The sequence below is a fragment of the Saccharopolyspora endophytica genome (assembly GCF_018070075.1).
In the GTDB taxonomy this organism is placed as follows: domain Bacteria; phylum Actinomycetota; class Actinomycetes; order Mycobacteriales; family Pseudonocardiaceae; genus Saccharopolyspora; species Saccharopolyspora endophytica.
Genome location: NZ_JAGPXE010000019.1, coordinates 14,770 through 40,708, shown reverse-complemented (window position 1 = coordinate 40,708; position 25,939 = coordinate 14,770). Strand labels below are relative to the sequence as shown.

Annotated in this window: 25 protein-coding genes; 12 read left to right on the top strand and 13 right to left on the bottom strand. The window is 69.8% G+C overall.

What is annotated here, in order from left to right; genetic code table 11:
• Window positions 1-191 precede the first annotated feature (191 nt).
• Complete coding sequence (locus tag KBO27_RS31185) at window positions 192-701, bottom strand: nitroreductase family protein (RefSeq protein WP_210973445.1); 510 nt, start codon at window positions 699-701, stop codon at window positions 192-194.
• A gap of 144 nt (window positions 702-845) precedes the next feature.
• On the opposite strand from KBO27_RS31185, the gene KBO27_RS31180 reads away from it, so the two are divergent.
• On the top strand, window positions 846-1,148 hold the full coding sequence (locus tag KBO27_RS31180; RefSeq protein WP_210973444.1) for a DUF4190 domain-containing protein: 303 nt from the start codon (window positions 846-848) through the stop codon (window positions 1,146-1,148).
• A gap of 122 nt (window positions 1,149-1,270) precedes the next feature.
• Here KBO27_RS31180 and KBO27_RS31175 read toward each other — a convergent pair whose 3' ends face one another.
• Complete coding sequence (locus KBO27_RS31175) at window positions 1,271-1,489, bottom strand: HC3 family zinc finger protein (RefSeq protein ID WP_210973443.1); 219 nt, start codon at window positions 1,487-1,489, stop codon at window positions 1,271-1,273.
• Between the two features lie 121 nt (window positions 1,490-1,610).
• Here KBO27_RS31175 and KBO27_RS31170 point away from each other — a divergent pair, with 121 nt between their 5' ends.
• The 4 genes from KBO27_RS31170 to KBO27_RS31155 all read left to right on the top strand — a co-directional run bounded on the left by KBO27_RS31170 (window position 1,611) and on the right by KBO27_RS31155 (window position 4,882).
• Complete coding sequence (locus tag KBO27_RS31170; RefSeq protein ID WP_210973442.1) at window positions 1,611-2,468, top strand: helix-turn-helix domain-containing protein; 858 nt, start codon at window positions 1,611-1,613, stop codon at window positions 2,466-2,468.
• Window positions 2,465-2,719 carry a DUF397 domain-containing protein gene (locus KBO27_RS31165; RefSeq protein ID WP_210973441.1) on the top strand — a complete coding sequence of 85 codons (255 nt, stop codon included), beginning with the start codon at window positions 2,465-2,467 and terminating at the stop codon, window positions 2,717-2,719. The genes KBO27_RS31170 and KBO27_RS31165 overlap by 4 nt, the downstream gene beginning before the upstream one ends.
• A 203-nt stretch (window positions 2,720-2,922) precedes the next feature.
• On the top strand, window positions 2,923-4,236 hold the full coding sequence (locus tag KBO27_RS31160; protein WP_210973440.1) for an MFS transporter: 1,314 nt from the start codon (window positions 2,923-2,925) through the stop codon (window positions 4,234-4,236).
• Window positions 4,237-4,393: 157 nt separating this feature from the next.
• Window positions 4,394-4,882, top strand: coding sequence for a Pycsar system effector family protein (locus tag KBO27_RS31155; RefSeq protein WP_307870719.1), 489 nt, complete (start codon window positions 4,394-4,396; stop codon window positions 4,880-4,882).
• A gap of 22 nt (window positions 4,883-4,904) precedes the next feature.
• Here KBO27_RS31155 and KBO27_RS31150 read toward each other — a convergent pair whose 3' ends face one another.
• From KBO27_RS31150 to KBO27_RS31135, 4 genes are all read right to left on the bottom strand, one after another.
• On the bottom strand, window positions 4,905-5,408 hold the full coding sequence (locus tag KBO27_RS31150) for a GtrA family protein (RefSeq protein WP_210973438.1): 504 nt from the start codon (window positions 5,406-5,408) through the stop codon (window positions 4,905-4,907).
• A gap of 76 nt (window positions 5,409-5,484) precedes the next feature.
• On the bottom strand, window positions 5,485-6,366 hold the full coding sequence (locus KBO27_RS31145; protein WP_210973437.1) for a crotonase/enoyl-CoA hydratase family protein: 882 nt from the start codon (window positions 6,364-6,366) through the stop codon (window positions 5,485-5,487).
• A 107-nt stretch (window positions 6,367-6,473) separates the two neighbouring features.
• Window positions 6,474-7,448 carry an SRPBCC family protein gene (locus KBO27_RS31140; protein WP_210973436.1) on the bottom strand — a complete coding sequence of 325 codons (975 nt, stop codon included), beginning with the start codon at window positions 7,446-7,448 and terminating at the stop codon, window positions 6,474-6,476.
• Window positions 7,441-8,043, bottom strand: a complete 603-nt coding sequence (locus KBO27_RS31135; RefSeq protein WP_210973435.1) for a hypothetical protein — start codon at window positions 8,041-8,043, stop codon at window positions 7,441-7,443. Before KBO27_RS31135 ends, KBO27_RS31140 begins: the two co-directional genes overlap by 8 nt.
• Window positions 8,044-8,350: 307 nt before the next feature.
• Here KBO27_RS31135 and KBO27_RS31130 point away from each other — a divergent pair, with 307 nt between their 5' ends.
• The 4 genes from KBO27_RS31130 (at window position 8,351) to KBO27_RS31115 (ending at window position 12,537) form a co-directional block, all read left to right on the top strand.
• Window positions 8,351-9,418, top strand: a complete 1,068-nt coding sequence (locus KBO27_RS31130; RefSeq protein ID WP_210973434.1) for a TrbL/VirB6 family protein — start codon at window positions 8,351-8,353, stop codon at window positions 9,416-9,418.
• On the top strand, window positions 9,415-9,657 hold the full coding sequence (locus KBO27_RS31125; RefSeq protein WP_210973433.1) for a hypothetical protein: 243 nt from the start codon (window positions 9,415-9,417) through the stop codon (window positions 9,655-9,657). The genes KBO27_RS31130 and KBO27_RS31125 overlap by 4 nt, the downstream gene beginning before the upstream one ends.
• Window positions 9,658-9,922: 265 nt before the next feature.
• Entirely contained in the window at window positions 9,923-11,074 is a 1,152-nt protein-coding gene (locus tag KBO27_RS31120; protein ID WP_210973432.1) for a damage-control phosphatase ARMT1 family protein, read from the top strand.
• 158 nt (window positions 11,075-11,232) lie between these two features.
• Window positions 11,233-12,537 (top strand): family 43 glycosylhydrolase, encoded by a 1,305-nt coding sequence (locus KBO27_RS31115; RefSeq protein ID WP_210973431.1) that lies wholly within the window; start codon window positions 11,233-11,235, stop codon window positions 12,535-12,537.
• A gap of 3 nt (window positions 12,538-12,540) precedes the next feature.
• Here KBO27_RS31115 and KBO27_RS31110 read toward each other — a convergent pair whose 3' ends face one another.
• The gene (locus KBO27_RS31110; protein WP_210973430.1) at window positions 12,541-15,327 is read right to left on the bottom strand and encodes an ABC transporter substrate-binding protein; all 2,787 of its coding nucleotides are present in this window, start codon (window positions 15,325-15,327) and stop codon (window positions 12,541-12,543) included.
• 136 nt (window positions 15,328-15,463) lie between these two features.
• Window positions 15,464-16,300, bottom strand: coding sequence for a TauD/TfdA dioxygenase family protein (locus tag KBO27_RS31105; protein WP_210973429.1), 837 nt, complete (start codon window positions 16,298-16,300; stop codon window positions 15,464-15,466).
• Window positions 16,301-16,484: 184 nt separating this feature from the next.
• Between KBO27_RS31105 and KBO27_RS31100 the strand changes: the two genes are divergently transcribed.
• Entirely contained in the window at window positions 16,485-17,498 is a 1,014-nt protein-coding gene (locus KBO27_RS31100) for a methyltransferase (RefSeq protein ID WP_210973428.1), read from the top strand.
• 20 nt (window positions 17,499-17,518) lie between these two features.
• On the opposite strand, the gene KBO27_RS31095 is transcribed toward KBO27_RS31100, so the two are convergent.
• Genes KBO27_RS31095 through KBO27_RS31080 form a run of 4 tightly spaced genes read right to left on the bottom strand, consistent with a single transcriptional unit; the run spans window position 17,519 to window position 21,760 of the window.
• Window positions 17,519-18,769, bottom strand: coding sequence for an FAD-dependent oxidoreductase (locus KBO27_RS31095; RefSeq protein WP_210973427.1), 1,251 nt, complete (start codon window positions 18,767-18,769; stop codon window positions 17,519-17,521).
• On the bottom strand, window positions 18,766-19,743 hold the full coding sequence (locus KBO27_RS31090) for a UbiA family prenyltransferase (RefSeq protein WP_246538601.1): 978 nt from the start codon (window positions 19,741-19,743) through the stop codon (window positions 18,766-18,768). Before KBO27_RS31090 ends, KBO27_RS31095 begins: the two co-directional genes overlap by 4 nt.
• 3 nt (window positions 19,744-19,746) lie before the next feature.
• Window positions 19,747-20,730, bottom strand: a complete 984-nt coding sequence (locus KBO27_RS31085; RefSeq protein ID WP_210973426.1) for a polyprenyl synthetase family protein — start codon at window positions 20,728-20,730, stop codon at window positions 19,747-19,749.
• 1 nt (window position 20,731) lies between these two features.
• The gene (locus KBO27_RS31080; protein WP_307870718.1) at window positions 20,732-21,760 is read right to left on the bottom strand and encodes an aminotransferase class I/II-fold pyridoxal phosphate-dependent enzyme; all 1,029 of its coding nucleotides are present in this window, start codon (window positions 21,758-21,760) and stop codon (window positions 20,732-20,734) included.
• A 503-nt stretch (window positions 21,761-22,263) separates the two neighbouring features.
• Here KBO27_RS31080 and KBO27_RS31075 point away from each other — a divergent pair.
• Together KBO27_RS31075 and KBO27_RS31070 are read left to right on the top strand one after the other, a co-directional pair.
• On the top strand, window positions 22,264-23,928 hold the full coding sequence (locus KBO27_RS31075) for a prenyltransferase/squalene oxidase repeat-containing protein (protein WP_210973424.1): 1,665 nt from the start codon (window positions 22,264-22,266) through the stop codon (window positions 23,926-23,928).
• Window positions 23,929-23,957: 29 nt separating this feature from the next.
• Window positions 23,958-25,163, top strand: a complete 1,206-nt coding sequence (locus tag KBO27_RS31070) for a cytochrome P450 family protein (protein ID WP_246538599.1) — start codon at window positions 23,958-23,960, stop codon at window positions 25,161-25,163.
• On the opposite strand, the gene KBO27_RS31065 is transcribed toward KBO27_RS31070, so the two are convergent.
• Window positions 25,144-25,920: a DeoR/GlpR family DNA-binding transcription regulator gene (locus tag KBO27_RS31065; RefSeq protein ID WP_210973422.1), complete on the bottom strand. Its 777-nt coding sequence runs from the start codon at window positions 25,918-25,920 to the stop codon at window positions 25,144-25,146. The two genes, KBO27_RS31070 and KBO27_RS31065, sit on opposite strands and share 20 nt — an antisense overlap.
• Between the last annotated feature and the right edge of the window lie 19 nt (window positions 25,921-25,939).

The following is a 25,939-nucleotide window of genomic DNA, read 5'->3' as shown; positions in this document are numbered from 1 at the left end:
CCCCCCGATTTCAGTGGAAGTCCGGCACCGGATTCCCCAGAGCCTCCGGGCCGTGGTTCCGACGTGCGCCCTGGTGCTGCCGTAGTGGGCAGGATTCGAATTTCGCGCGAAATTCGACCGGCAAAGTTTCGACTCGAATTTCGCGCGAAATTCGAAATTTCACGCCGTGAGCGAACGTTCGTCGGGGCGTGTTAGTCGGAGGTCCAGAGCTCGTCGAGCGGGAGTCGGCCGGTGGGGATCGCCGATCGGCCTGCCGGGGTCGGGGCGGGGTGCCCGAGCGCGATCCCGGTGCGGACCTGCCACGGGGCGGAGAAGCCCGCGAGGGCGGTGACCCGCTCGACGTTGTCCTCCGGGAAGAACGTCACCGGGCACGAGCCGAGCCCGAGCGCGTGCGCGGCCAGCATGATGTTCTGCGCCACCCGTCCGCAGTCGAACGCGGCGTCGCTCCAGCTGAGGTCGAGGGCGAGCAGCAGCACCACGGGCGCCGCCCGCAGGTGCGCCGCGTAAGCGCCGCAGCGACTCAGCTCCGCGCGCGTGTCCGGACTCCGCACGGTGTGGAACCGCCAGGGCTGGCGATTGCGCGCGGACCCCGTCCACCGCCCGGCCTCCAACACCGGCCGCAGCACGTCGTCGCCGACCGCGGCATCGGTGAACCACCGGGTGGCCCGCAACGACGCCAGCGCTCCGAGTGGATCTGCCATGCGGCCGACACTATCGGCCTGCGTCGCGGCTGGTGAGGCGAGTCGTCAGCACCCGCGCCCGGGCCTTTCGCCCCTGCCTGCTGGGAAGACCCACCGGCACCCTTCCGTACTGCAGCCGGACAACAGCCTGAGGGGGATTCGAACATGACCGCCGAACAGCCGTACTACCCGCGACCCGTGCCACCCGCGATGACGTCCCCAGCGCCCACCAACGGCATGTCGGTGGCCGCGCTGGTCCTGGGCATTCTCGGGATCGCGCCGCTGGCAGTGATCTTCGGTCACCTCGCCGCGCGCGACATCAGGAACAACCCGCCGCAGTCCGGGTACGGCATGGCGATCGCCGGGCTGGTGCTGGGGTACGTGGTCCTGGCGGTGTGGGCGATGGTCTTCCTCTTCTTCCTCGTCGTCATGATCGGAGCCTCGACCACCACCGCGTTGGGGGCGTAGCCGCGCGTTCTGGATCGGGGGATGGCCGGCCGGTGCTGGGGGAGGGGAAGGAGCACCGGCCGACCTGGAACCGGTCTCGGTGTGGGGTCCGGCCGAGCGGTTCCTGATTCAGGGGCGTTTCGTCATCCGTCTGCTGCCCTCGCTATCCGCAACGCCACTCGATAGCACTCCGGGCACGTCGCCCACAGCCATGCGAGCTCGGAGTTGTCCGCGACCAGGTCGACCTCGCCGCACAACGTTGTGACCGCGGTCCCGCTCGGATAGACCAACGCGCCTTCCGGCCGTCGGTCGGTGCTCGCATGTCGCGCTGAGTTCGCCGGAACCCAGTAGAACTTGTACATCGCAACCCCCAGGAAATTCGATGTCGATGCTGTCAAATCCAGAATCGACGTCTAGTAGCCACTGATCAATTACCTAATCGTGGGATGGATATACCAGGTAGACGGCCATACGATCTGTCTCGTGCCTGTAGACGTTAGTGCCGTGACGCCGCGAGCGCGGGCGCTCGCGGCAGCAATCCGAACGGTTCGGGAAGAATCCGGGATCAGCGGAAGAGAGCTGAGCAAGCGGCTCGGAATGAGCCACGGAACGATCTCGCACTGGGAGACCGGCCGAAGAGTGCCGGCGCCGGAGGACGTGGCATCGCTGCTGGCGGTCGCCGGGGTGACAGGGGAGGAGAGGCGGCGACTCGTCGACCTCGCCCGGCATGCCAGCGAGCCCAACTGGCTCGCTGTCGGCATTCCCGGTATTCCGCAGCAGCTCGCGGGAGTGGTGGAATGCGAACGAGCTGCTTCAACGGCTATTGAATGGTCGCCAATGGTGGTTCCCGGGCTGCTGCAGATTTCTGAATATGCTCGCGCAGCCTCGGTCGCAGCGGATCTGCCGGCGAACGAGGTCGAAACCCGAGCCATGGTGAGGGCGTCACGACGTGAGCTGCTCACCCGCAGGTCTCCGTTGCGGTTCCACGCTTTGATCGGTGAATACGCACTCCGCGACCAGATCGGCACCGCCGAAGTCATGGCCGATCAACTCGTGCACCTCCGAGATCTGGCCGGTCGTGAGAACGTGACGATTCAGGTGGTTCCATCCTTCGTCGGCTGGCATCCAGGGCTGGTCGGGCCGTTCATCCTGTACGAGTTCCCCGACTCCCCGGCGACGGTGCACTTCGAGCACTACAGCTCTGGTGCCTTCGTCGTCGATGTCGTTGATGTGCAGGAGTATCGACAAGCGATCGACGCGATCGGCAAGCTGGCTCTGAGCCCTGAAGCTAGTGCGGAGCTCATACGAAGTATCGCGGAGGAGAAGGGGAACGAGGGATGAGTGAGATCCAGGGTTGGCGGAAGTCCTCGCACAGCCACCCAAATGGGAACTGCGTGGAGGTTGGTCGCGTGGTCGGCTGGCGGAAGTCCAGCTTCAGTCACCCCAACGGCGACTGCGTCGAGGTGGGGGAGTTATCCGGTCACGCCGCGGTGCGTGATTCGAAGGCGCCGGGCGCGGGGTACTTCACCGCGACGCCGTTGCAGTGGGAGACGTTCCTCGATGCGGTGAAGGGCGACCGGTTCTCGCTCTGAGGGCGCCGCAGGCACGGTGGGCCGCAGTGCTACGGAGAGTATGGAAGTGAACACGGAAAGCCATTTCGCCTGAATCGGATCTTCCGGGCTGTGGGTGCCGGCCGGATTCGCCGTGAATCGTTGTGCGTGAGCACTCGACCTGGCGCGTCGTCCCGACTAGACAGACACCCAACACAAGGACGACGGAACAACGAGGTTCAGCCATGTCGGACTCCGTGCAGCACGCTGCGGGCGCTGGTCGCACCCGGGATGAGAAGCGGTTGCTCGCCAGCACGCTCGTCGGGACGACCATCGAGTGGTACGACTTCTTCATCTACGCGCAGGCGGCGAGCCTGGTGTTCGCGCCGCACTTCTTCAAGCCCCTGAGCGCCGACGCACCGGGGGTCGCCAGCCTGCTGTCGCTGGCGACCATCGGCATCAGCTTCCTGTTCCGGCCGCTCGGAGCGGTCGTCGCCGGGCGGTTCGGTGACCGGCTCGGGCGCAAGGCGATGCTGGTCATGACGCTGATCATGATGGGTGCGGCGACCGCGCTGATCGGGCTGCTGCCCACCTACGCCCAGATCGGGGTCGCGGCGCCGATCCTGCTCATCGTGCTGCGCGTCGTGCAGGGCTTCTCCGCAGGCGGGGAATGGGGTGGTGCGGCGCTGATGGCGGTCGAGCACGCCCCGCTCGGCAAGCGCGGCTACTTCGGCTCCTACCCGCAGACCGGCGTGCCGCTCGGGTTGATCCTGGCCACCGGGGTGCTGTGGGTGATCAGCTCGTCGACCAGCGAGGAGCAGTTCCTCGCCTGGGGCTGGCGGATTCCGTTCCTGGTGTCGGTCGTGCTCATCGTGTTCGGCTACCTGGTGCGCCGCCTGGTCGAGGAGAGCCCGGTGTTCCAGGAGATGCTGGATCGCAAGGCCCACTCCTCGGCGCCGCTGCAGGAGCTGTTCCGCAGCAACACCCGCAACGTCGTGCTGGCCGCGCTGATCTTCGTCGCCAACAACGCCGCCGGTTACCTGGTCATCGCCTACTTCCTCAGCTACGGCAAGACCCTTGGGCTGTCCCGGCCGACCGTGCTGCTGGCGACGATCGTCGGCGCCGTCGGGTGGCTGGTGTTCACCGTCTACTCCGGTGCTCTGTCCGACCGGATCGGGCGGGTGCGCACGTTCCAGATCGGCTACGCGGCCGTGTTCGTGTGGATGCTGCCGATGTTCCTCATGATGGGAACGGGCAGCGGCGTGCTGTTCGCGCTGGCCATCGTCGTGCTGTCGTTCGGCATCGGGCTGTCCTACGGGCCGATGTCGGCGATGTACGCCGAGATGTTCCCGGCCAAGGTGCGCTACTCCGGCGTGTCCATCGGCTACGCCTTCGGCGCCATCCTCGGCGGAGCGTTCGCGCCCACCATCGCCGAAGCGCTGACCCAGGCCACCGGCAGCGCCTACTCCGTCGGCGCGTACATCATGGTGCTCAGCGTCATCTCGATCATCGCCGTCACCATGGTCCGCGAACCCCGCGGAGCCGACCTGAACGCCTAGTCCCGTCCTCGGCGGTGCCGGGGGTGTCGAATTTCGCGCGAAATTCGAGCCCGAACTTCGGCACTCGAATTTCGCGCGAAATTCGACACCCCCGCACCCCGGGCTGTTCCTCGCCGTATCGTCGCCGTGCGGTGGTGATCGAGAACGGGGTGTGAACGTGAGCGCTGTGGCCGACGATGAGCGGGACATCGGCGAGGCCGCGCTGGAGGTTCTGCGTGCGGAGCTGGCGAGGGCGGATGCCGCGATCGCCCGCACCGACACGAAGGCGAGCGTGCTGCTCGCGGTCTTCGGGCCGATCGTGACGGTGGGTGCGGCGGCGGTCCAGCGGATCCCGCTGCCCGCGCCCGGGCGGATGGCGCTGTGGGGCGCGCTGGTGCTGATGCTGCTGGCCGTCCTGCTCCTGCTCGCCGTGGTGCGACCGCAGCTGCGCGGCAGCGGGTTCCACGACAGCAGGCGGATGACCGACGAGGAGATGACGGGCTTCGTCGAGCGCATCGTCGAGGACCCGCAGCGCTGGTACCGCCAGCAGCTGCTCACCATCTCCCGACTCGGCGCGACGAAGTTCCGCAGAGTCCGACTGGCAACCGCCCTCATCGGCACAGGCATGATCACAGCAGTCCTCGCCGTGGCCTCATCGCAGTGGTGACGCCACAGCGAGAGTCGGTCGCTCAGCTCACCGGGGTCTCGGTGTTGAGCGGAGGTGTCGACCTCGTTCGGCGGGTGAAGACCCAGAGGCGCAGCGCCAGGAATCTGCTGGTGCCGCCGAAGAGGGCCATCGCGACGACGGCCGTGGCCTCGGCCGTGCTCGACGGGGCTTCGACGGCGAGACCGAGCAGCCACAACGCGATCTGGTTCGACCCGCAGTAGTAGAGCATCACCGCGAAGGTCTGCAGGTGCATCCGCATCGGGTGCTCGTCGCGGTCGGAGAACACCCACCGCCGGTGCGCGATGCTGCTGGCGACCGTTGTGATCAGCACCGACAGGACGTTGGAGATCTCGGCGCTGAACGTGCCGCGCATCAGCACGTAGAGCACGACGTTGGCCAGCGTGGTCACGGCACCGACCGCGGTGAACATCGCGGCCTGGCCGACGACGTGGCCGCGGAACCCCCTCAGCGGCTCCGCGGCTCGCCTGCGGTGACCGCCCATGACCCGCCCTCCCTCGCCGCGCACCGTTCCGATCACCACGATAGGTGCGGGATGCGGGCGTTCCCGGTGAACGACCTGGGAACGAGCTGGGAACGTTGGGTCAGCGGTCGCCGTGCAGCCACTCGTCGTAGAAGGCGGGGAGGTCCGAGGCCTGGCCGCGGAACTGCGGGTCGCGCTTCTCGGTGAAGGCCGCGACGCCTTCCGCGCCGTCGCCGATGCTCGTGTAGAACATCGCCAGCGAATCGATCCGGTGCGCGTCGCGGGGGTGGTCGAGGGCGCTGTTGCGGCGCATCATCTGGCGGGTGAGCGCCGTGGCGACCGGCGACTTGCCCTTGGTCCAGGCGTCGGCGAGCTCCAGCGCGGCCTCCAGCAGGGATTCGGGCGCGTGGACGGCGTCGGCGAGCCCGGCCTCCGCAGCGGCCGCCGAGTCGAGGATCTCGGCGCGGTAGGCGAGGTCGAGCGCCTTCGGCATGCCGACGATGCGCGGCAGGAACCACGTCGACGCGGCCTCGGGCACGATGCCCAGCCGGCCGAAGACCAGGCCGAACCGCGCCTTGCTCGACATCAGGCGCGCGTCCATGGCCAGCGTCATCGTCGCGCCGATGCCCACGGCGGCGCCGTTGATGGCGGCGATGACCGGCTTGCGGCAGTCGTGGACGGCCAGCGTGACCCGGCCGCCGGTGTCGCGGATGCGGCGGAGCTCAGGGGCGGAGAGGTCCTGCATGTCGGCGAGCGCGGGCGACTGCGACTCGTCGAGGCCGAAGACGTTGCCCTCGCTGCTGAGGTCCATCCCCGCGCAGAACGCCCGCCCCGCGCCGGTCACGACGACCGCCCGGATGGAGTCATCGTCGTTGACCTGGACGAACGTCTCCTCCAGCTCGTCGGCCATGGTGGGGGTGAAGGCGTTGAGCTGGTCGGGGCGGTTGAGCGTGACGACGAGGACGCCGTCGGTGACGTCGTGGCTGATGGTGCTCAGTTGCACACTCGTCTCCTCGTGGTCGGGTCGTGGACCCTGCGCAGGCGGGATGGTTCACCGATGTTGACACAGCCGTGCGCGGAATCGACGTGGTCCTGATCACGAGAAGCGGTTCACTTGGACCGCGAGGCCTGAGCGGGTACCCGCTCCTCCTCGTCTTCCTCCTCGTCTTCCTCATCGGTCTCGTCTTCGGTCTCGTCTTCGTCTTCGAAGTCCTCGTCCGTCTCTTCGTCCTGGTCCGCCTTCTCCTCCTCGTCGAGCGCTTCCTCGTGGGTCTTGACGACCTCCTCGTCCCGGATCTCGCCGCGCCAGCCCTCGGCCTCGTCCTGGTCGAGGATCGTGCGGGTCATCATGTGCCGCTTGATGTGCTTGAAATCCGACCGCACGCGTCGACCTTGGGCGCGCCAGAGGTTGGCGGTCTTCTCGAAGAACCCCTGCGGGTAGTACTCGAGGACGAGCAGGATGCGCGTCATCGTCGGGGCGAGCTCGTGGAAGGTCACGGCGCCGTCGACGTAGCCCTTGGCCCCGGTCGACTTCCACACGATCCGCTCGTCCGGGACCTGCTCGATGATGGTGGATTCCCAGTCGCGGTGGGAGAAGAAGATCTGGGCCCGCCAGCTGATCTTCTCGTCGGACTCCTGCTCGACCTTCTCGACCTTCCTGGTGAAGCTGGGGAAGTCCTCGAACGTGGTCCACTGGTTGTAGGCGACGCGGAGCGGGATGCCGACGTCGAACTCCTCGATGATGTTGACGACCTTCGCGTCGCTGCTGCCGCCACCGCCACTGCCGCCTCCGCCGACGGCTTGCTTGACCTTGTCCTTCGCCCCGGCCACTCCGGCACCGAGCGCGGACTTCAGCGGAGACTTGCCCTCGGCGAGGTCCTTGGCGCCGGTGAGCGCTGCGGTCAGGCCGGAACCGCCGTTGTCGGCGACGCCGGTCAGCCTGTCGGTGAGGCCGGTGACCTTGCCGGTGACCGAGCCGACCGCCCGGGAGACCACCGCTTCGAGGAGTTCCTGCCCGGCGTCCTTGAGGCGGTCGAGCGGGAGCTCGTCCGCCAGGCTCTTGTCGCGCTGATCGGTCTCAGCCATCGTTCCCACCTGACCTGCGGTTCGATCCGCTGGACGACGCCGCCGAGGTCTTCTTCCTCGGGGTGGCCGCACGCGGGGCGGAGGGCTTGCGCGGTGCGCGAGTGCGCTGGTTCGACTCGCTCACCTGGTCGTCCTCGGTCTCCGAAGACGCCGATTCCTGCTCGTCCTCGGACTTCGACGAGGTCGATTCCTGGTCGTCCTCGGTCGAGGAGCGCTGTTGCGGAGCCTTCGGTTCCTCCGAGGAGGCCGATTCCTGTTCGTCTTCTTCGGATTCCGAGGATTCCGAGGAATCCGACTGCGGGGAGCGGAGTTTCGCGGCTCGTTCGGAGAGGTTGTCGCTCATGGACTCGATCTCGTTGCTCGCCGCGGCGATGGCCGCCGTCCTGGCCGCTTCGACGAGCCGGTCGCGGAGCGCGCCGCCGACTTCGCCGGAGGGGTCCACCGCTCCGCCGGCCTTCGCGAGCAGCTCCTTGGGATCGCCCATGCGGCGTCCGAGAACGACCCCGCCGACCATGAGCGCCAGTTTCATCCGGCGGCTGCGACCGAGGGCGTAGCCGAGCGCCACAGCCGTCGCCATCTGAGGTCCCTGCTTCATCCCGACCTCCTGCTGGAGCGATGAGATCCTCGGGCTGCGAAGTGCAGTCCGAGTCAGACGTACCCCCGGACGAATACGCGCACACATCGGCACCGCTGATCGTCCAGGTGCGAGCAGCCACGACGTTGGCGCTGGTCAACCCCATGATCGCGTGATGCGGCCAAGTCAGGTGCTCCCAACCGAACCTAGGAGCGCGCTGCCGCGGTTCGTAGAGTCGAAGTCCTCTTCTCCGCCGAGCCCCCCACGACCAAGGCTGGACGAGCGTGGACCGCGCCTGCCCACCACGCAGGAGTGAGGGGATTCGACGATGGCCGACAGGGACGAGCAGCAGGGCGAGGGCCAGTACGACGCCGAGCTGGTGGAAGCCGGCACCGAGGGCGAACGGGTGTCCGCGTCCGCTGGCGGGCGCAAGGACGAGTACCCGGACGTCTACCTCGACATCCCGATGGTCAAGGTCGACGAGATCAGCTTGGAGGTGGAGAACCTCCGCGCGCGGGTCTCCCTGCAAGCCGAGGTCCTCGACCTGCTCAAGCTCAACGTCGGTGTCGACGCCGAGCTCGGCCGCGTCGCGCTGCAGATCAAGGGTGTGGAAGCGCAGGCCCACCTCAACGTCCGCCTGGACAACGTCGCCAACGTCCTCGACCGGGTCCTGACGACGATCGACCGCAACCCCCAGATCCTGGAGAACCTCACCAAGAGCCTCGGACGCGCCGTGGAGGACGTCGGTGAAGGTGCCGGGTCCGCGGTGAAGGACGTCGGCGCGGGTGCCGGCGAGGCCGTCGAGGACGTGGGTGAAGGTGCGCGGTCGGCGGTCAAGGACGTCGGCTCCGGTGCCGGTAGTGCCGTGGAGAGCGTCGGCGAGGGCGCCGGGTCCGCGGTCGAGGAGGTCGGCGCTGGTGCTGGTGGTGCGGTGGAGAACGTGGGTGAGGGCGCGGGGTCCGCGGTGAAGGACGTCGGCTCCGGTGCCGGTGGTGCGGTTCAGAGCGTGGGTGAGGGCGCGGGCTCGGCGGCCGAGGAGGTCGGGTCGGGCGCCGGAAGCGCGGTCGAGAGCGTCGGCGAAGGCGCAGGTGAGGCTGCTGAGCAGGTCGGCAGTGGTGCTGGCGAAGCTGCTGAGCAGGTGGGGAGCGGAGCCGGTGAGGCTGCCGAGCAGGTCGGGAGCGGAGCCGGTGAGGCCGTCGAGGACGTCGGGAGCACCGCTGAAGAAGCCGGCAAGGGAGCGCGCGAGGTCGTCGGCGGCGGGAGTTCCGACGAGGAGGGCGAATCCGAGAAGCCACCGCCTCGAAAGCGCCGCGCGACAGGGGAATCCGAGCGCAGGACCCGTCGCACCAACCGAGACACCACATCGCGTCCGTCCAGAAGGGAACGACGCCGATGACCACCGAGGACGAACCGGACGTGACCTTCACGAGCACCGTGCGAGCCGACGAGATCACCTTCAGCGAGGTGCCCGACACCAGCGTCGACTTCCCCGGGGACGCCGATGACCGCTCCACCTCCGGAAGCGACCGCACCCACCTCCCGAGCCCGGTCCGACCGCACGTGACCTACCACGACATCCAGGTCGACTACCGCATCAAGGCATACCTGGACGAAGCGGACCGCACTGACCCCTGACCACTGCCCCGGGGGCCGTCCAGACGCGCGGTGGTCACCCACCTTCCCGGATCTCAGTGGAAATCCAGGTTCCGATTTCCACTGAAATTCGACGGAGGATCTCCACTGAAATCGGGAAACCCGGGTGGAGACGCGACCACTTGCACGGACACTCGATACCCCCTGCCCCGCACCGCCGGGTGTGGTTGCGGGGTTGTGGGGTGCTGCGTTGGTAGGGTCGCTGCCCGGTTGAGGTGGTCTTGCGGTTCTGGTGGGAGGCGGTTCGGTGGACGCGTCGGAGATCGGGATCGGGGAGGTCGGGTCGTTCGGGTGGCGGGTGTTCCACGAGCGGCATCCGGTGATGATCGAGCGGTTGTGCGCCGCGACCCCGTTCGGGCCGGACGTGCGGGAGGCGTTGTCCGCGTTGTTGCGGGAGTCGACCGGGGGCGTGGTCGAGCCGTTGGAGGACGACGCGCCGGATCACGGGGTGTGGGCGGGCTGGATCGCCGGCCAGGTCGGCCGGCCGTGGGCGGAGACCTCGTTCCTGTGGGCTGAGAGCTACTTCTTCCGGAAGCTGCTGGCCGCGACCGGGTTCTTCGCTCCGGGGCCTTGGCGGGGTGTGGACCCGTTCGCGCCGATGAAGCGGGCCGAGCTGCACAACGCGGCCACCGCCGAGACGCTCAAGGCCCTCGACGAGCTCCCGCACCTCGGCGACGCCGACCGGGACGCCGCCGTGGTCCAGGCCGCGGTGTGGGGCAACCAGGCCGACCTGGCGTTCCAGCTGTCCACCGACGCGAGCGGTGCCACCTCGGGACTGGTCGCGGGTTCGCCCGAGGAGTTCTGGTCGTTGTTCGGCGAGCCCGGGGTCGTCCACCTCGTCGCCGACAACTCGGCGGGTGAGCTCGCCGCCGACCTCGTGCTCATCGACCGGCTGCTCACCACCGGGCGTGCCGACCGGGTCGTCCTGCACGTCAAGCCCGGCCCCTACTACGTCTCCGACGCCACCCCGACCGATGTGCTGGAAGTCCTGCACCACCTGCGCGATCTGCCCGGTGAAGCGGGAGCGGTGGGCGAACGCGTCCAGAACGCGTTGCGCGAGGGCCGGATCGGGGTGCGGGCGCACCCGTTCTTCTGCGGGCCGAAGGAATTCGGTGCCATGCCGGAGGACCTGCGCGCCGAGCTCGCCTCGGCCGCGGTCACGATCTTCAAGGGCGACCTCAACTACCGACGACTCGTCGGAGACCGCCACTGGCAGCCGACCACGGCGTTCGACGACGTCGCGGTGCGACTGCCGGGTCCGGTGGTGAGCCTGCGGGTGCTGAAGTCCGAAGTCGTCGTGGGACTTCCCGCCGACGTCGTGGCTTCGCTGGACGCCTCAGGTGAGGCGTGGCGGACGCAGGGCTCCCACGCCCTCATCCAGAGCACACCGGTTACGTGATCTAGGTCACGTCGAAGCAACCTCCGTTCGTGTGAGCGCGAACCGATGTGCGCCGGGACCTCCGTTTTCCCTTCCGAAACCGGTGAGTCGCAGTAGCGTCGATCACGTGGCCGATGGGGGAAGTCGGTCAGATGCGTGCGACGACGAGGGGAATGCGCATGTCCGATTCCGCGACCGGCCCGTCTTTGAACCGGCGGTCCATGCTGCTCGGGACCGCCGGTGCACTGGGGATGGCGACCTTCCTGCCCGCGACCGGATGGGGCCGGGAACGGGCGTCTCAGCGGGAACACCCGCCGAACTGGCCTCCGATGGAGCCCTACGGAACCGCCGACACCCGCCTGGACCTGGAGCCCAGGGACGACAACTCCCGGATCCTCGACCTCGAACTCCGCCCTCGGGACGAGGAGCTGGGCCGGGTCTGGATTCGCGACACCTACGTCAACTGCTTCGTCGTCGACGGCCGGCCCGTCTACGTCGCCACCGGCACCACCCGGGTCCCCGGCCTGCCTGCCGCGTCGCCGTGGAACGACGGCATCTTCGTGTGGACCGCGGAATCCCTGGACGGGCCGTGGAAGCTGGTGGACACCACCGGAATCCGGCCCGACGCGGAGAAGGGCAAGGTGTGGTCGCCGGAGTTCGTCGGCGAGAACGAACCCGGGCGGACCGTGGTCGCGCCGTGGCAGCGCTACGCGGGCGAGGGCGCCGACAAGCGCGGCGACGTGTGGGCGCCGGAGGTGCACCACTTCCGCGGGTCCTGGTACGTCGTGGCGTGCATGGGCGACCACTCGCGCAAGGTCGGCTCGTTCATGCTCGTCAGCGACGGCGGCGTCGAAGGCCCGTACCGGGTCGTGGAGGGCAACCTCGACAAGCCCTTCGGCGAGCTCAACCCCGGTGCGCCCGACGGCGTCGACCCGAACGTCTACTACCACATCGACGGCGGCCTCTACGCCGAAGACGGCAAGGCCTGGCTGGTGCTGCACAACGACCTCTACGCCGAGTTCCAGGACGACATGGAGGACATCGTCCAGAAGACGAACCTCCCGAAGTTCCAGCAGACGCGCTACGAACCCGAGCCCTACCTCGAAGGCGCGCACGTGATCAAGCACGGCGGGAAGTACTTCCTCGTGCACGCGGCCTGGAACAAGACCACGGGAAGCGGCGACACCCTGCGGCACGCCTACACGCCCGACGGCGAGCGGGACCAGTACGACGCGATCATCGCGGTCTCGGACCACTTCGAAGGGCCCTACTCGAAGCGCTGGACCGGCGGCATCGGCGCGGGCCACAACAACCTGTTCGTCGACGCCGACGGGCAGCTGTGGGCCACGTTCTTCCGGAACCCGGTCGCGGGTCACTGGCACGAACCCGACAAGCTCCCGCACGCCGCCGTGGCGGGTGTGGTCCGCATGGAGTGGACCGGTCCCGAGGGCAACCGCGTCTACGTCCAGCGCCGGGACGCGTGACAGCTACGGCACCGAGACCTGACCTGCTTGGTCCACGTGCAGGGTCCAGACCGTCTTGTCCTTCGGGACGCGGTTGTTGGTGTCGCTGCCGAAGTCGATCTGGCCCGTCACCAGCCCGTACTTCGACGGCAGGTCTTCGTCGGTCTGGTGCTGGTTGGCGTTGATCTGACGCCACACGGTGCCGGCGGTGATCGGGATCGGGCCACCTCGGTCGAGCTGGTTGGCGGCCCTGAGCAGGACGCTCGCGGCGTCGTGGGCGAGCGCGGCGTGCCCGTCCAGGGACAGGTTCCCCTCCCTGGGCGGGCATTCGTCGGGAGGCATCGCCGGATCGTCCCCGGCGATGATGATGTTGAGCGTGCAGTAGAAGTCCAGCGCCGGGCCGACCACGGTGCGCCCGGAGTCGTTCGGGTCCGGCGTGCTCGGGGCCACCGCGAACGACTGGTAGTAGTACGGGATGCCGATCTTGGCGAAGCGCGCCGCCCGGTTGGCGACGTGGCTGGCCACGTCATCGCTGCCCAGGATCATGGGCGGGACGTCGGTCGGGCAGCCGCTGCCCACGCCGTCCAGGAACTCCCGGAACTCGGTGCCGCGCCCGGCGTAGTACACCAGCTCGTCCTGCGACGCCTTGCAGGTCTCCCGGCCGGCGGTGTGCGGGTCCTCGTTGAGCCACTGGACCGTCGCCCCGGGGTGGACGCGGCGGAACTCGTTCTCGACGTCGGTCCCGAGGTTGCGGCTGTAGGGGTCGACGCCGTCGCTGTAGATCTTGACCCCGGCGGTGCGGCCCTGCTCGCCCGCGAACTCGACGGCTCGCCGGGCCTGCGTGACGTTCTGCGGCGAGACCTGGAAGTACAGCGGTGAGCGGTCGGGGATGTGGTCGTAGGACAGCGTCGACGCGACCGTCGGAAGCCCTGCGGCACCGAGCCTTTCGATGACCTCGAAGGTCTCCTCGCGGCTGTAGTTGAGGCCGATCACGCCGATGATGCCGGGATCCCGCTTGGCGAGCTCGGCGATCTGCCGGTCGACGACCTCCACGCCGTGACCCATGTCCTTGCCGCCGTTGGCGATGAGCACCCGGGCCAGCGGCGTGTTGGGCTCGAAGTTCTGGTCGTACTGGGCCACCGCGATGCCGGCGAGCGTCTCGTGCTGGGCCGAGAGGTTGAACGCGCCCGCTCCCGGGGACAGATCGCCCAGGTAGACCAGCGTGAGGACCGGTCGGCCCGTTTCCGCGGCCTTGTCCAGCGCCAACTGGTTCTGCTGCGCGATCGTGTCACCGATGGCGCGCAGGCCGGTCAGGATCGGATCGGCCTCCTGCGCGGCCTGCTGGGTCTGGCCGGGTGGTGCGTCGTCGATGAACTCCGCGAGGAAGGTGCCGTCGGTGACGCCGACGCACTCGCCCGCCTCGTTCTCCATGCTGGTCAGCCCGGGTGCGGTGCCGAGCCAGTACCAGGGCGGCTGGAACAGGATGCCGCAGTGCGCGGTGCTGAACGCGGAGTACGCGTAGACCCCCACGCCCGCCAGCCCCAGCAGCAGTGCGACCGGCAGGGTTCGCCGCGACCACCACGGCGGGGGAGGCAGCGTGTACTTGTCGGCTGCGGCCAGATGTCGCCGGATCTCGCTCTTGCGGGAATCCCCGGTCGCCGCCGGGGGAATCTCGACCGGCAGGTACCAGGTCATGTCGGTGCGCGCCCGCCGCGCCTCGTCGAGCTTGTGCCGCCACGCGCGGTAACCCTGCTCGTCGGCCTCGTGCGCTTGCGACACGACGTCCTGGACGTTGTCCACCGTCGGCTCGACGGCGTGCGGCGGGACCAGCGAGCTCGTGGTGATCAGCAGCAGCGGATCGACCAGGCCGGTCTCGTTGCGGATGTCGTTGACCAGCTTGAGCAGCGCGTAGCCGCCGTTGGAGCGGGTGACGTTGTCCAGCAGCACCGTCGTGTAGGTCGTGCGCCACTTGCCGCGCAACCGCCAGGGGAAGCGGCGGTAGGAACGGCGCAGGTCCTCCAGCAGCGTGTTGATCAGGAACTTCGCGACCTGCTCGGGAACCTCCTTGTTCCACTCGTTCTCGGTGAGCCGCTCGGCGAACCCGAGGAAGTTCCCGGGTACTTCGGGTGCCAGGTAGCTCTGCCGCCGGAACCACCGGTAGCCGCCGATCAGCGGCAGCCGCCAGTGCATCTTGAGCTGGAACCACAGCCACGGCACCAGGGCGAGCACCTTGAGTACCGACCAGACCGTCCGGTCCGGGGCGTCGGCGGTGTTGGTGTTGATCAGCTCCGCGATCCGCTGCGCGGGGTCGCGCCGCCACAGCCGCTTGCGCAGCTCGGCTTCCCGCCTCGGGATCTCGGTTCCGGACAGGTCCTGCCGCATCAACCACAGCGCCAGGCTGAACCGGGGGAAGCGCATCCGACCGGCTTGGGCGTTGAGCGGGCCGTTGAGCTGCTCGGCGATGTCGGCGAGCAGGCCCCGGACGGTGTCGACCTCGGGCGGTGGCAGCGGTGTCTGCGCGGTGTGGTCGGCGTCCCTGGGATCGGCCGCGGCGGGCGCCAGGCGGATGTAGGCGTGCGGAACCCGGTGCGGTTCGGCGCTCTTGAGCCGTTCGCCGATCGCCGGCAGCAGGCCCTCCAGCTCCCGCGGCCTGACCAGGCACAGCATCGGCAGACCGCCGCCGCTGTCGCTGGTCCGCTCGTGCCGTCGCCCGTAGAGCGCGCGGATGAGTTCCAGGACCTGCACGACCCCGTGGAACAGCGGTAACGACGGCGGACCGTCGTCCTTCACCGAAGCGAGAGTTCTGCTCATAAAGCCCAATCCCCACATTGCGCACTAAGGCAGACGAAGAAGCGACGAGCGTAGCCGCGGTGGGGTGAGCGTGACAATGCGCCGATCCGGTCACGCCCGATCGCTCCCCGGGCGCGGTGCCCGGGGAGCGCGCGGGTCAGGAGTCCTTGCGGAAGTCCGCCGCCGTGGTCGCGTCGGTCAGGTGTGGCCAGCGCGGTTCTTCGCCCTTCGGCACGTCGCCGAGGATGGTGACCCGGCGGCCGACGCGGCGCTCGGTGTAGTCGTTGACCGCGTAGTGCTGCGTCGCCCTGTTGTCCCACATGGCGATCGCGCCGGGCTTCCAGCTGAACCGGCAGACGTTTTCCGGGCGTTCCGAGGAGCTGAACAGGTGGCCCAGCAGCGCGTCGCTCTCGGCGCGGCGCAGCTGCGGGATGCGCAGGGTGAACATGCGGTTGACGTACAGGGAGCGCCTGCCGGTGACCGGGTGAGCGCGGACCACCGGGTGCTCGGCCTCGAAGACGGTGCCGTTGGGGTGGGTGAAGGCGTGCACGGCCGTGAGCCCTTCGAGGAAGTCCCGCAGCGGTGCCGAGAGGTTCTCGTAGGCGAGGTGCTGGTTGCTCCACATCGTGTCGCCGCCGCGCGGCGGGCACTGCACGATCTGCAGGATGGAGGCGATCGGCGGGCTCGCCTGGAAGGTCACGTCGGTGTGCCAGACGTCGGCCTTCGCGCCCTGATCGGAGTCGAGGACGACGATCTCGTCGTGACCGTCCAGCTTGGGCAGGAACGGGTGCACCTCCAGCTCGCCGAGGAACCGGCCGAACGCCTTGTGCGCCTCGGGGGAGAGCTGTTCGGCCTCGGGGAAGAACAGCACGAGGTTCTCCACCAGCAGCGCGTGCAGCTGCGCGAAGGAGTCCTCGGTCAGCGACTCCAGGTCAAGTCCGCGCACCTCGGCGCCCAGCGCGCCGGAGGCGGGACGTACGTCGATGCTCGTCATGGGACGGTCACCTCAACTTCCGTTCGTGCTCAAGGGTTTTCGTGCAGGCTCGCGCCAACGCGTGCCGGTTTCCCCGGCGTGCGGACGTGTTCTCGCCGCTGTCGTTGACGCGGTGTTCGGCGGTCGGTAAGGATGAAAAGCACGGAGGCGGACGGGTCTTCAATCCGGAAGAAAGCAGAGATCCATGGATTCCGAGGAATCGCGCGAAACGAGTCTCGAACTCGCCAAGCTCATCGACCTGGCAACACCTTTCGCCATCCGCGTCGCGGTGACGCTGCGGCTGCCGGAGCTGATCGCCGGCGGCACGACCGAGATCGGCCCGCTCGCGACCGAATCCGGCGCGCACCGCGAATCCCTCGAACGGCTGCTGCGCCACCTCGTGAGCATCGGCCTGTTCGCCGAGACCGGCGAGGGCTCCTACGGGCTGACGCCGCTGTCGCGCCGGCTGCTGGCCGAGGACGGCACGTGGCTCAAGGACTGGCTGGTCCTGGACGGCCCGGGCGCCCGGATGGACATGGCCTTCAGCGGGATGCTGCACTCCGTCCGCACCGGCAACTCGGCCTACGGAACGGTTCACGGCACCCCGTTCTGGGACGATTACCAGCGCAACGACGACCTGCGGCGCTTCTTCGGCGACGTCATGGTCGCCTACGCGTGGCAGACCGGGCCGGTGCTGGCCGCGGAGTTCGACTGGGCGCCGGTGCGCAGCGTCATCGACGTCGGCGGCGGGCAGGGTGCGCTGCTGTCCGAGATCGTCCGCGCCAACCCGCACCTGGACGGCGAGGTCCTCGACCTGCCCGCGGTCGCCGCGGAGGCCGACGTGTTCCTGGCCGAGGCCGGGGTCGCGGAGCGGGCCAGGTTCGTCCCGGGCAGCTTCTTCGACGCGCTGCCGGAGGGCCGGGACGTCTACCTCGTCTCCCGCGTGCTGACGGACTGGAACGACGAGAACGCGGCCGCGATCCTGCGGCGCTGCGCCGAGGCCGCCGGTGACGGTCGCGTCGTCATCGTGGAGGTCCTCGCGGGCGACGCCCACGCCCAGCAGAACACCTCCTTCGACCTGCAGTCGCTGGTGCTGCTGGGAGGTCAGGAGCGCACGGTCGCCGACTTCGAGGTGCTGGCCGGCGAGGCGGGCCTGAAGGTGATCGAGACCCGGACCTGGCCGGGTGGCCTCGTCGTCGTGGAGTGCGGCAGGCCCTGAGGCCTGCGCGGCGCCGGTCCTCATGCCCATCGGGGCCGGCGCCGCGACCGCGGGTCGGGCAGCAGTCCGAGCTGGCAGAGCCGATCGAACGGCGACAGCGGGTGCAGGCCCAGACCGGACAGGTTGTGCATGACGGTGAAGCTGAGCCGCTGGTTGGCGCCGGTGTTGCGCAGCGCCCGACGTCCGATCGTGCGACCCACCCACGACAGGTCGGTGAGCATCCGCGCCGCGTTGTGGCTGATGGTGCCGATCTGGTTGATCTCGGGCAGGCGTCGGGACTCGTACTCGCGCAACGCGGTGTCCACATCGGACTCCGCAGCGAGGCAGGCGCTCAGGGCGCGCGCGTCGTAGATGGCGCTGTTCATGCCCTGCGCGGCCATCGGGTGCACCGAGTGCGCCGATTCGCCGACCAGCGCGATGCCCGGCGCCGACAGCCCGGAGGCCTCGAAGTGCGACACCGGGAGCGTCTGCCGGTCCGCCACGCACGTCCTCAGCTGGTCCCCGAAGTCCGCCAGGTCGGGCAGTTCGGCGATCAGCTCGTCGGTCCAGCGCAGCACCGCGTCGTGGCCCACGCCCCGGAACTCGTCCGGTTCGATCTGGACGTAGAGCCGGACCCGGTCGCCCGGCAGCGGGTAGCGCATCCGCAGCCCGCGCGAGGTGGTGTAGGCGACGACCTCGCGGGCGGCGTCGGGGACGTCGGGGATCTCCAGCGCGACGAGCCGGTGCGGGTAGTCCTGGCGGTCGGCCTCGATGCCCGCGGCCCGGCGCAACCGCGAGGACACCCCGTCGGCCGCCACCACCAGCGGTGCCCAGACCTCGCCCGAGCCCTTCAGCGCCACTCCCGCGATGCGCCCGGCGTCGTCGCGGACCACGTCCTGCACCGGGGTTGCCCGGCGGAGGTCGACGGTGTCGGGCAGGTGGTCGGCCAGAGCCATCAGGATCGACTCGTGGTCGGCCGACAGCAGCCAGTTCGAACCCTCCGGCAGCTGCGCGTAGTCCAGCGCCATCCGGCCCTTGGCCTCCACGGCGACCAGCGACGAGAGGCGCACCGCGCCGCGGTCTTCCAGGACCTCGCTGATGCCCCAGTCATCCAGGATCCGCAGCGCGCCGGGCTGCAGGACCTCGCCCTTCGGGATCCTGGGCACCGTCGGGCGCTTCTCGGCGACCACGACCCGCAGGCCCAGCGATCCGAGCGCGTGCGCGGCGGCCAGGCCGCCCACACCCGCCCCGCACACCACGACGTCCGCGCGCTCCGCGGCAGGGGAACTCATGTCGGCAGGGCCTCCTTCTCGGCGATCTCGTGGCGCGAGCGCATCGCCGCCTGCGTCCAGACGCTGAACACCAGCACCGGCAGCAGCAGCGCGACCACGGGGACAACGGGAACGGTGACGGCGAGGACCGCTGCGGCGAGCACCAGGCGTTCGGCGACCAGCACCTCGTGGGCCCGCAGAGCGCGGGCCTGGCTCAGCGTCGGCGCGAGCCGCAGCAGCGGCAGCACCGCGATCAGCCCGGCGCAGCCCGCCACCGCCAGCAGCACCGGGTACCCGGTCCGGTGCGGCAGCGCGAGAGCCAGCGCGGCGATGCCGATCGCCGAGACGTAGAGCAGCACCGACAGCCGGGCGGCGTAGCGCTGGCCGCGTTGGACCGGCACCGACCGGTACCCGGCCGCGCGGTCGCCGTCGACGTCGCGCATCGTGCCGACCAGGTTCGACGCCGTGTCGTGCAGCAGGAAGACCAGCGACAGCCCGAGCGCGGTCCACCCGGGCAGGGGAGCGGCCACCATCGCGCCGATGAGGAACGCCGTGGCCGTGATCAGACCGCGCACCAGGTTCCCCGACAGCCCCCGAGCCTTGCAGAACCGGCTGTAGGCGATCACGCCCGACAGCGCGACCGCGACCAGCGGCAGCGCCCGGAAGTTCGCCCAGGTCAGCAGGGCGGTCGCGGCGACGGCGAGACCGATCCCGCAGGCGAGAGCGGTGCCCGGTGCCAGCCGGCCCGACGGGATCGGCCGCTGCGGCTTGGCGACCCGGTCCAGCTCGCGGTCGAAGTAGTCGCCGAGGTAGTGCGCGGCGAGCCAGCCGAACGCCGTGCCGAACCCGGCGATGACGAACTCCGCGAGCCCGGCCTCACCGGTCACGCCCGCGCCCGCCACGCCCACCAGCACCGGGTAGCACAGCGTGTACGGGCGGAAGGTCTGCACGTGCGCCCAGAGGGTTCGGCGCGTGCGCGCCCAGCGGTCGCGCATGGCCTACCGGCTCCGGTCGATGGCCAGCTCGGCGATCCCGCGCATCTGCTCGACCGCCGCCGCACCCGGCAGACCGTCCAGGCTGTCCCGCGCCGCCGCGATCTCCTCGGCCGCGCGCCGCCTGCTCCGCTCCAACGCCCCGGTGGCGATCAGCAGCTCGCGCATCAGCGCGTGGGACTCCTCGGCGGGCAAGCGGCCCGACAGCGCCTCGGCGAACCGCTCCCTGCCCTCGTCGTCGGCGACCTCGTGGCCGACGAGCACCGGATGGGTGGGACGCAGGTTGGCGACATCGCTGGTGGCCGGCTTCCCGGTCGAATCACCCAGGTAGGGAAGGAGATCGTCGAAGATCTGGAACCCCACGCCCAGGTGCTCGGCGTAGCGCGTGACGGCGTCGGCGTGCTCGCCGGTGGCTCCGGCCAGCACCGCCCCGGCCCGGCAGGCGCCCCGGAACAGCGCGCCCGTCTTCAGCGCCGCCATCTCCAGGTAGTCGCTCACCGGACAGCTCAGGTCACCGGCCATCTCGGCCTCCCGGACCTGGCCGCGGCACACGTCGGAACCCGCCCCGGCCAGCACCCGCGCCGCTTCGAGCACCGCCGCGGGCGGTACGGCCGTGCACTCCGAGAGGGAGGTGACCATGTTCAGGATCAGGAAGTCACCGGTGACCAGCGCGTCGGCCATGCCGTACTCGGCGTGCACGGTGGGACGGCCACGGCGCAGCCGGTCGTCGTCGATGATGTCGTCGTGCACCAGGGTGGCCACGTGCAGGTACTCCACGGCCAGCGCGGCCGGGAGCAGCTGGGCGCTGTCACCGCCCGTGGCCTCGGCGGAGGTGAGCAGCAGCACGGGCCGCAGCATCTTGCCCGGCGCCAGCAGCGCGTGCCCGGCCATCTGCTCGGTGCGATCGGCGACCGCCGACCACCGCTTGCCCATCTCGCGGCTGAGCAGCTCCACCCATTCCGGCGAGCCGATTCCGGTGTCGTCGGTCATCTCACGCGCTACCCGTTTGCGGGGCGCCGGCCCTGTCACCGGCGAGGAAGCGCCGGGTCAGGTCCAGCACCAGATCGTTGGCCTCGGCGGTGCCGACGGTCACCCGGACGCCGGCGCCGTCGGCGAGAGTGCGCACCTGCACGCCGAACTCGTCGCAGAACCGCACGAACTCGTCGTTGGCCTCGCCGAAGCGCAGCCAGTGGAAGTTGCCGTGGCTTCGCGGGACGTCCAGGCCCAGCCCGGTGAACCCGGTGTGCACCCGGTCGCGCTGCGCGGCGACCTCCGCGCACTGCTCGCGCATGACGTCCTCGGCCCGCAGCGCGGCCAGCGCGGCGTCCTGCGCCACGGTGCTGACCCGGAAGAAGTACGAGCCCGGCGTGAGCGCGCTGACCACCGCCTCGTTGGCGACGAGGTAGCCGACCCGCAGCCCCAGCAGCCCGTGGGACTTGGAGAACGTGCGCACCACCGACACCCGGGGGTCCTCGGCGGCCAGATCGATGCCGCGGGCGATCGCGGACCGATCGGCGAAGTCCGCGTAGGCCTCGTCGATGAGAACCCGCACGCCCGAGGGGATCCGGTCGAGGAACGCGCGCACCTCGTCGTCCCCGAACACCGTGCCCGTCGGGTTGTTCGGGTTGCACAGCAGCACGATCTTGGTGCGGTCGGTGACGGCGTCGGCCATCGCGGCCAGGTCGTGGGCGTCATCGCGCAGCGGCACCGCGACCGGCGTCGCGCCTGCGCAGCGCACCAGCAGCGGGTACATCTCGAACGAGGGCCAGGCGTGGACGATCTCGCCGCCACCGGCGAAGGTCGTGAGGAACTGCTGGAGCAGCGCCCCCGAACCCGGGCCGACGAACACCTCGGTGGAGTCCAGCCCGACGTGCTCGGCGATGGTGCGCGTCAGCCCCGCCGACATCGCGTCGAGCGTCAGGTTGGCCCGGTCGGAGCTGTGCACGATGGCCTCGCGCACGCCGGGCAGGGGTGCCGCGAAGTTCTCGTTGAGGGACAACTGGTGCCGAATGGTGGGCACAGGCTGATCTCCGTTCCTGACGTGCGCACGCATTGTTCCGGCGAGCGCGCGGGCTCGACGCGGAAGTTGGAAGACCGGAATCAGGCGGAACGGACCGGCGGGTCCGAGTGCGTCCTTCTCTCGCCGATGGCCTGACGAGGACGATCTTCATTCCTCGTCCTCGCGCTTGTCAACGAATCGTCGCTGAGAAAAGGCTTATCAGAAACCCGTTCTCGGGAATACCGGGAAAATCCGAAGATCACGTCCGCGGGGTCGAGAACGGTTCACCGTGGGCGGGGCGAGAATTTACCGGCTATCCGGGAAATTGCCGGAATCTCGTGGAAATTCGTCGTGGCAGGTCTGCGGATATGGTCGAAACGCGATCTGCTCGCGTAGAGTCCGGCCAGCCGAAACGGTCCAGCGGGCAACGAATCTCATCAAGCGATCCGCAGCCGCGCATTCGGCGACATCCTTGAGGAGGAGGCCGTGCCCGGTTCGTGCGCGGTCGGACTGGAGGAATCCGCATGACGACGGTGCAGCCCGAGCCCGACGTCCTCGACCAGGCGATCAGCGAGGGCGCGGAGGCGCTGTTCCTCGCCCAGCGCGCCGACGGCGTGTTCGACTACTGCGAGGACAACCTGACCTCCACGCTGGGCACGGTCGGCGCGCTGTCCGCGCTGCACCACGCCGACCCGCGGGACAGCGCCGACCTGATCGAGGCCGGTGCCGGATGGCTGCGGCGCACCCAGAACGCCGACGGCGGCTGGGCGATGGTGCCGGGGCTGGACAGCGAAGCCGGGCCGACGGCGGTGAGCTCGGCGGTGCTGCACCTGGTGGACCCGGAGGGCAGCGCCGAGGCCGTGAGATCCGGTCAGCGCTGGATGGCCGACTTCGGTGGCCTGGACGCGATTCCGCACCCCGAGGTCGTCTCGTGGTGCCGCCAGTACTACGGCTTCGTCGGCTGGCTGTCGCACGAGGAGATGCGCCGGTTCCCGCTGGAAGTGGCGCTCGTCCCGAGCCTGTACCGCAAGCTGTTCGACCTGCGGATCCCGATGGCGTTCGCGCTGGGCCTGGCCCAGGCCAAGCACAAGCCGCTCAACCGCTTCCACCGCCTGCTGGCCAAGCTGGGAGAGGCCAACGCGCTCAAGGCGATCCGGCAGGTCCACGAGCACGAGGGCTCGACCGGTGCCTGGTGCGAGAACGCCTGGGTCACCGGACTGGTGTGCACCGGGCTGGCCCGCGCGGAGCTGGCGCCGGACCTCGTCGACGCCGCGGTGAAGTGGTTCCGCACGACCATGGACCCCGACGGGTGGTGGCAGACCGGCCCGCTCGACGCGGCGTGGACCATGTACGCCGCGCGCGGTCTCGCCGAAGCCGGCTACGCCGACGACCCGAGGCTGGCGGCGTCCACCGAGCTGTTCGTGCGGTTGCAGCAGCACCGGCCGTTCCTGGCCTTCGGCTGCCCGCCCGGCTACTGGGGCTGGGCCGGGACCGCGGGCTGGCCGTCGACGCTGGAGACCAGCGAGATCCTGTCCGTGCTGTGCCGGATGCCCGGTGACGCGCAGGCGAAGTCGATCGAGCTGGGTGTGGACTGGCTGACCCGGCTGCAGGACTCGCGCGGCTCGTGGGGGCTGTGCGTGCGCAACACCAAGGTCGCCAACAGCGGGCCGTGCCCGATGACCACCGTGCAGGCCGTCGACGCGCTGCTGGACTCCGGAATCCCGGCCGACGACCGCAGGGTTCGCCGCGCGCTGAGCTGGCTCGCCCAGGCCCAGCTGCCGGACGGCTCGTTCGAATCGGTCTGGTACCGCCACCACACGATGGCCACCGCCGCCGTGCTCGAAACCTTCTCCAAGGCGGGTCGCGCCGAGGAGGAACCGGCTCGGCGCGCGAAGGCGTGGCTTGAGCAGGCCCGCCACGCCGACGGCTCGTGGGGCGACGGGCACGGCGCGCCCGCCACCGTCGAGGAGACCGGCTGGGCGATCTCGGGGCTGCTCGCCGCCGGCGCCTCCCCGGAGTCGGTGCGCGACGGGCTGAACTGGCTGCTCGACCAGCGCGAACCCGGCGGCGGATGGCCTTCGGAGAGCGTCAACGAGTACGTCCGGCACGTCAGCCGCTACAGCAACCCGGCGCTGGCGCAGGGCATGGCGCTGCGCGCGCTCGGCCGCTACCGCGACGCCCTGCGCTGACCGCGGCACTTCACGGAATGGAGAACCCGATGACCGGTGCGACGCAGAAGGATTCCTTCACCGAGCAGTACTGGCAGGACCCGCACGCGGCCTTCGCCGAAGCGCGCCGGACCTGCCCCGTCCAGGAGGTCGACTTCGAGGGCGGGCGCAGCTGGCTGGTCACCCGCTACGACGAGGTGAAGGCCGGGCTCACCGACGAACGCCTGGCCAAGGACTGGCGCTCCAGCCTGCCCGCCGAGGAGCGCGCCTCCGCCCCGCCCGGGCTGCCCGCCCCGATGTCGCACATGCTGACCTCGCTCGACCCGCCGGAGCACACCCGGTTGCGCAGCCTGGTCACCCAGGCGTTCACCGCCCGCCGCATCGCCACGCTGCGCCCGCGCGTGGAATCCCTCGCCGAGGAACTGCTGGCGGAGCTGCCGCAGGACGAACCGGTCGACCTGGTGGCCCGCTTCGCGATCGTGCTGCCGATGGTGGTGATCAGCGAACTCCTGGGCGTCCCGGAGATCGACCGCGAGGAGTTCGCCCGACTGTCCACAGTGCTCATCGACGAGTGCCCGGACGACGAGCTCGCCCGAGCGTCCGCGCAGATGGCCACCTACCTGGAAGGTCTGGTCGCCGCCAAGCGTGCCGCGCCCGACGACGCCCTGCTGTCCGCGCTGATCTCCGCCTCCGACGAGGGCGACCGGCTCTCCGACCTGGAGATCGTCGCGATGGCCATGCTGCTGCTGATGGCGGGCCACGAGACGACCGCCGTGTTCATCACCAACAGCGTCCGGGCGCTGGTCGACGACGACTCCGCCCGCGCCCGCCTCGCCGACCCCGCGAAGGTGCCCTCGCTGGTCGAGGAGCTGCTGCGCTGGCTGTCACCGGCGCTCAACGCCTCGTTGCGCTTCGCCACCGAGGACGTGGAGATCGGCGGGGTGAAGATCGCCAGGGGCGAGTCGGTGACGCTGTCCACCGGCGCGGCCAACCGCGACCCGGACCGCTACCCGGATCCGGACGTCCTGGACCCCGACCGCGACACCGGCGGCCACGTCGCCTTCGGCCACGGCATCCACCGCTGCCTCGGCGCGGCCCTGGTGCGCTTGGAGGGCGAAGTCGCCCTGGAGGCCCTGTTCCGCCGCCACCCGAACCTGCGCGTCGTCGCCGACCCGTCCGAGCTCACCTACCGCCGCAGCGTCCACGTCCACGCCCCGCGCACCCTCCCGGTCGTCCTCACCCCGAAGGCGAGCTGATTGAGGCGACGACCACGTTGAGGCCCTGGGCGTGGAAGTGGGCTGAGGTCCCGGGGCTGACCGAGTCGTCGGTGACGAGGGTCCACTGCGGGCTCAACGGGGTGTGCGCGCGGAAGGGCCGCTGGCCGAGCTTGTCGGCGTGCACCAGGACGTAGACGTGGTCGGCTCGCTGCGCCATGAGTTCCTTGAGGCGGGTCTGCTCCAGATCCGCCTCGCAGATGCCGTGCTCGGCGGTGACGCCGTCGGCGCCCAGGAACGCGCGGTCGAACGTCCGGCGTTCCAGGGCGGCCTCGGTCAGCGGACCGACGAACCCCTGGCTGAGCTGCCGCAACGCCCCGCCCAGGCATTCGACGTGCAGATCTGCGTGGGCGAGCTCGTGAAGCACCGTGATCGCCGTGGTGACGACCACCAGGTCGCTGCGGTGCGACAGCTCGCGGGCGAGGGCCGTGGTGGTGCTGCCGGAGTCGAGCAGAACGGTTTCGCCGGACTGCACCTGATCGGCCGCCCAACGGGCGATGGCCTGCTTGGCTTCGGTCGCCTCGCCGTTGCGCTGCCGCAGTGACGCTTCGTGCGCCAGCGGCATCGCGCCGCCGTAGGTCCGGGCCAGCCTGCCTGCGGCCTGCAGCTGCGCGAGGTCTCGCCGGATCGTCGAAGCCGTCACTCCGAACGTGCTCGACAGTTCGTCGACGCTGGTCAAACCTGAGGAGCCGGCCAAGCGCAGGATCGCGGCCCTGCGCTCCCGTGCACCGTAGGACATCGCTTCGTCCCCCGTTCAG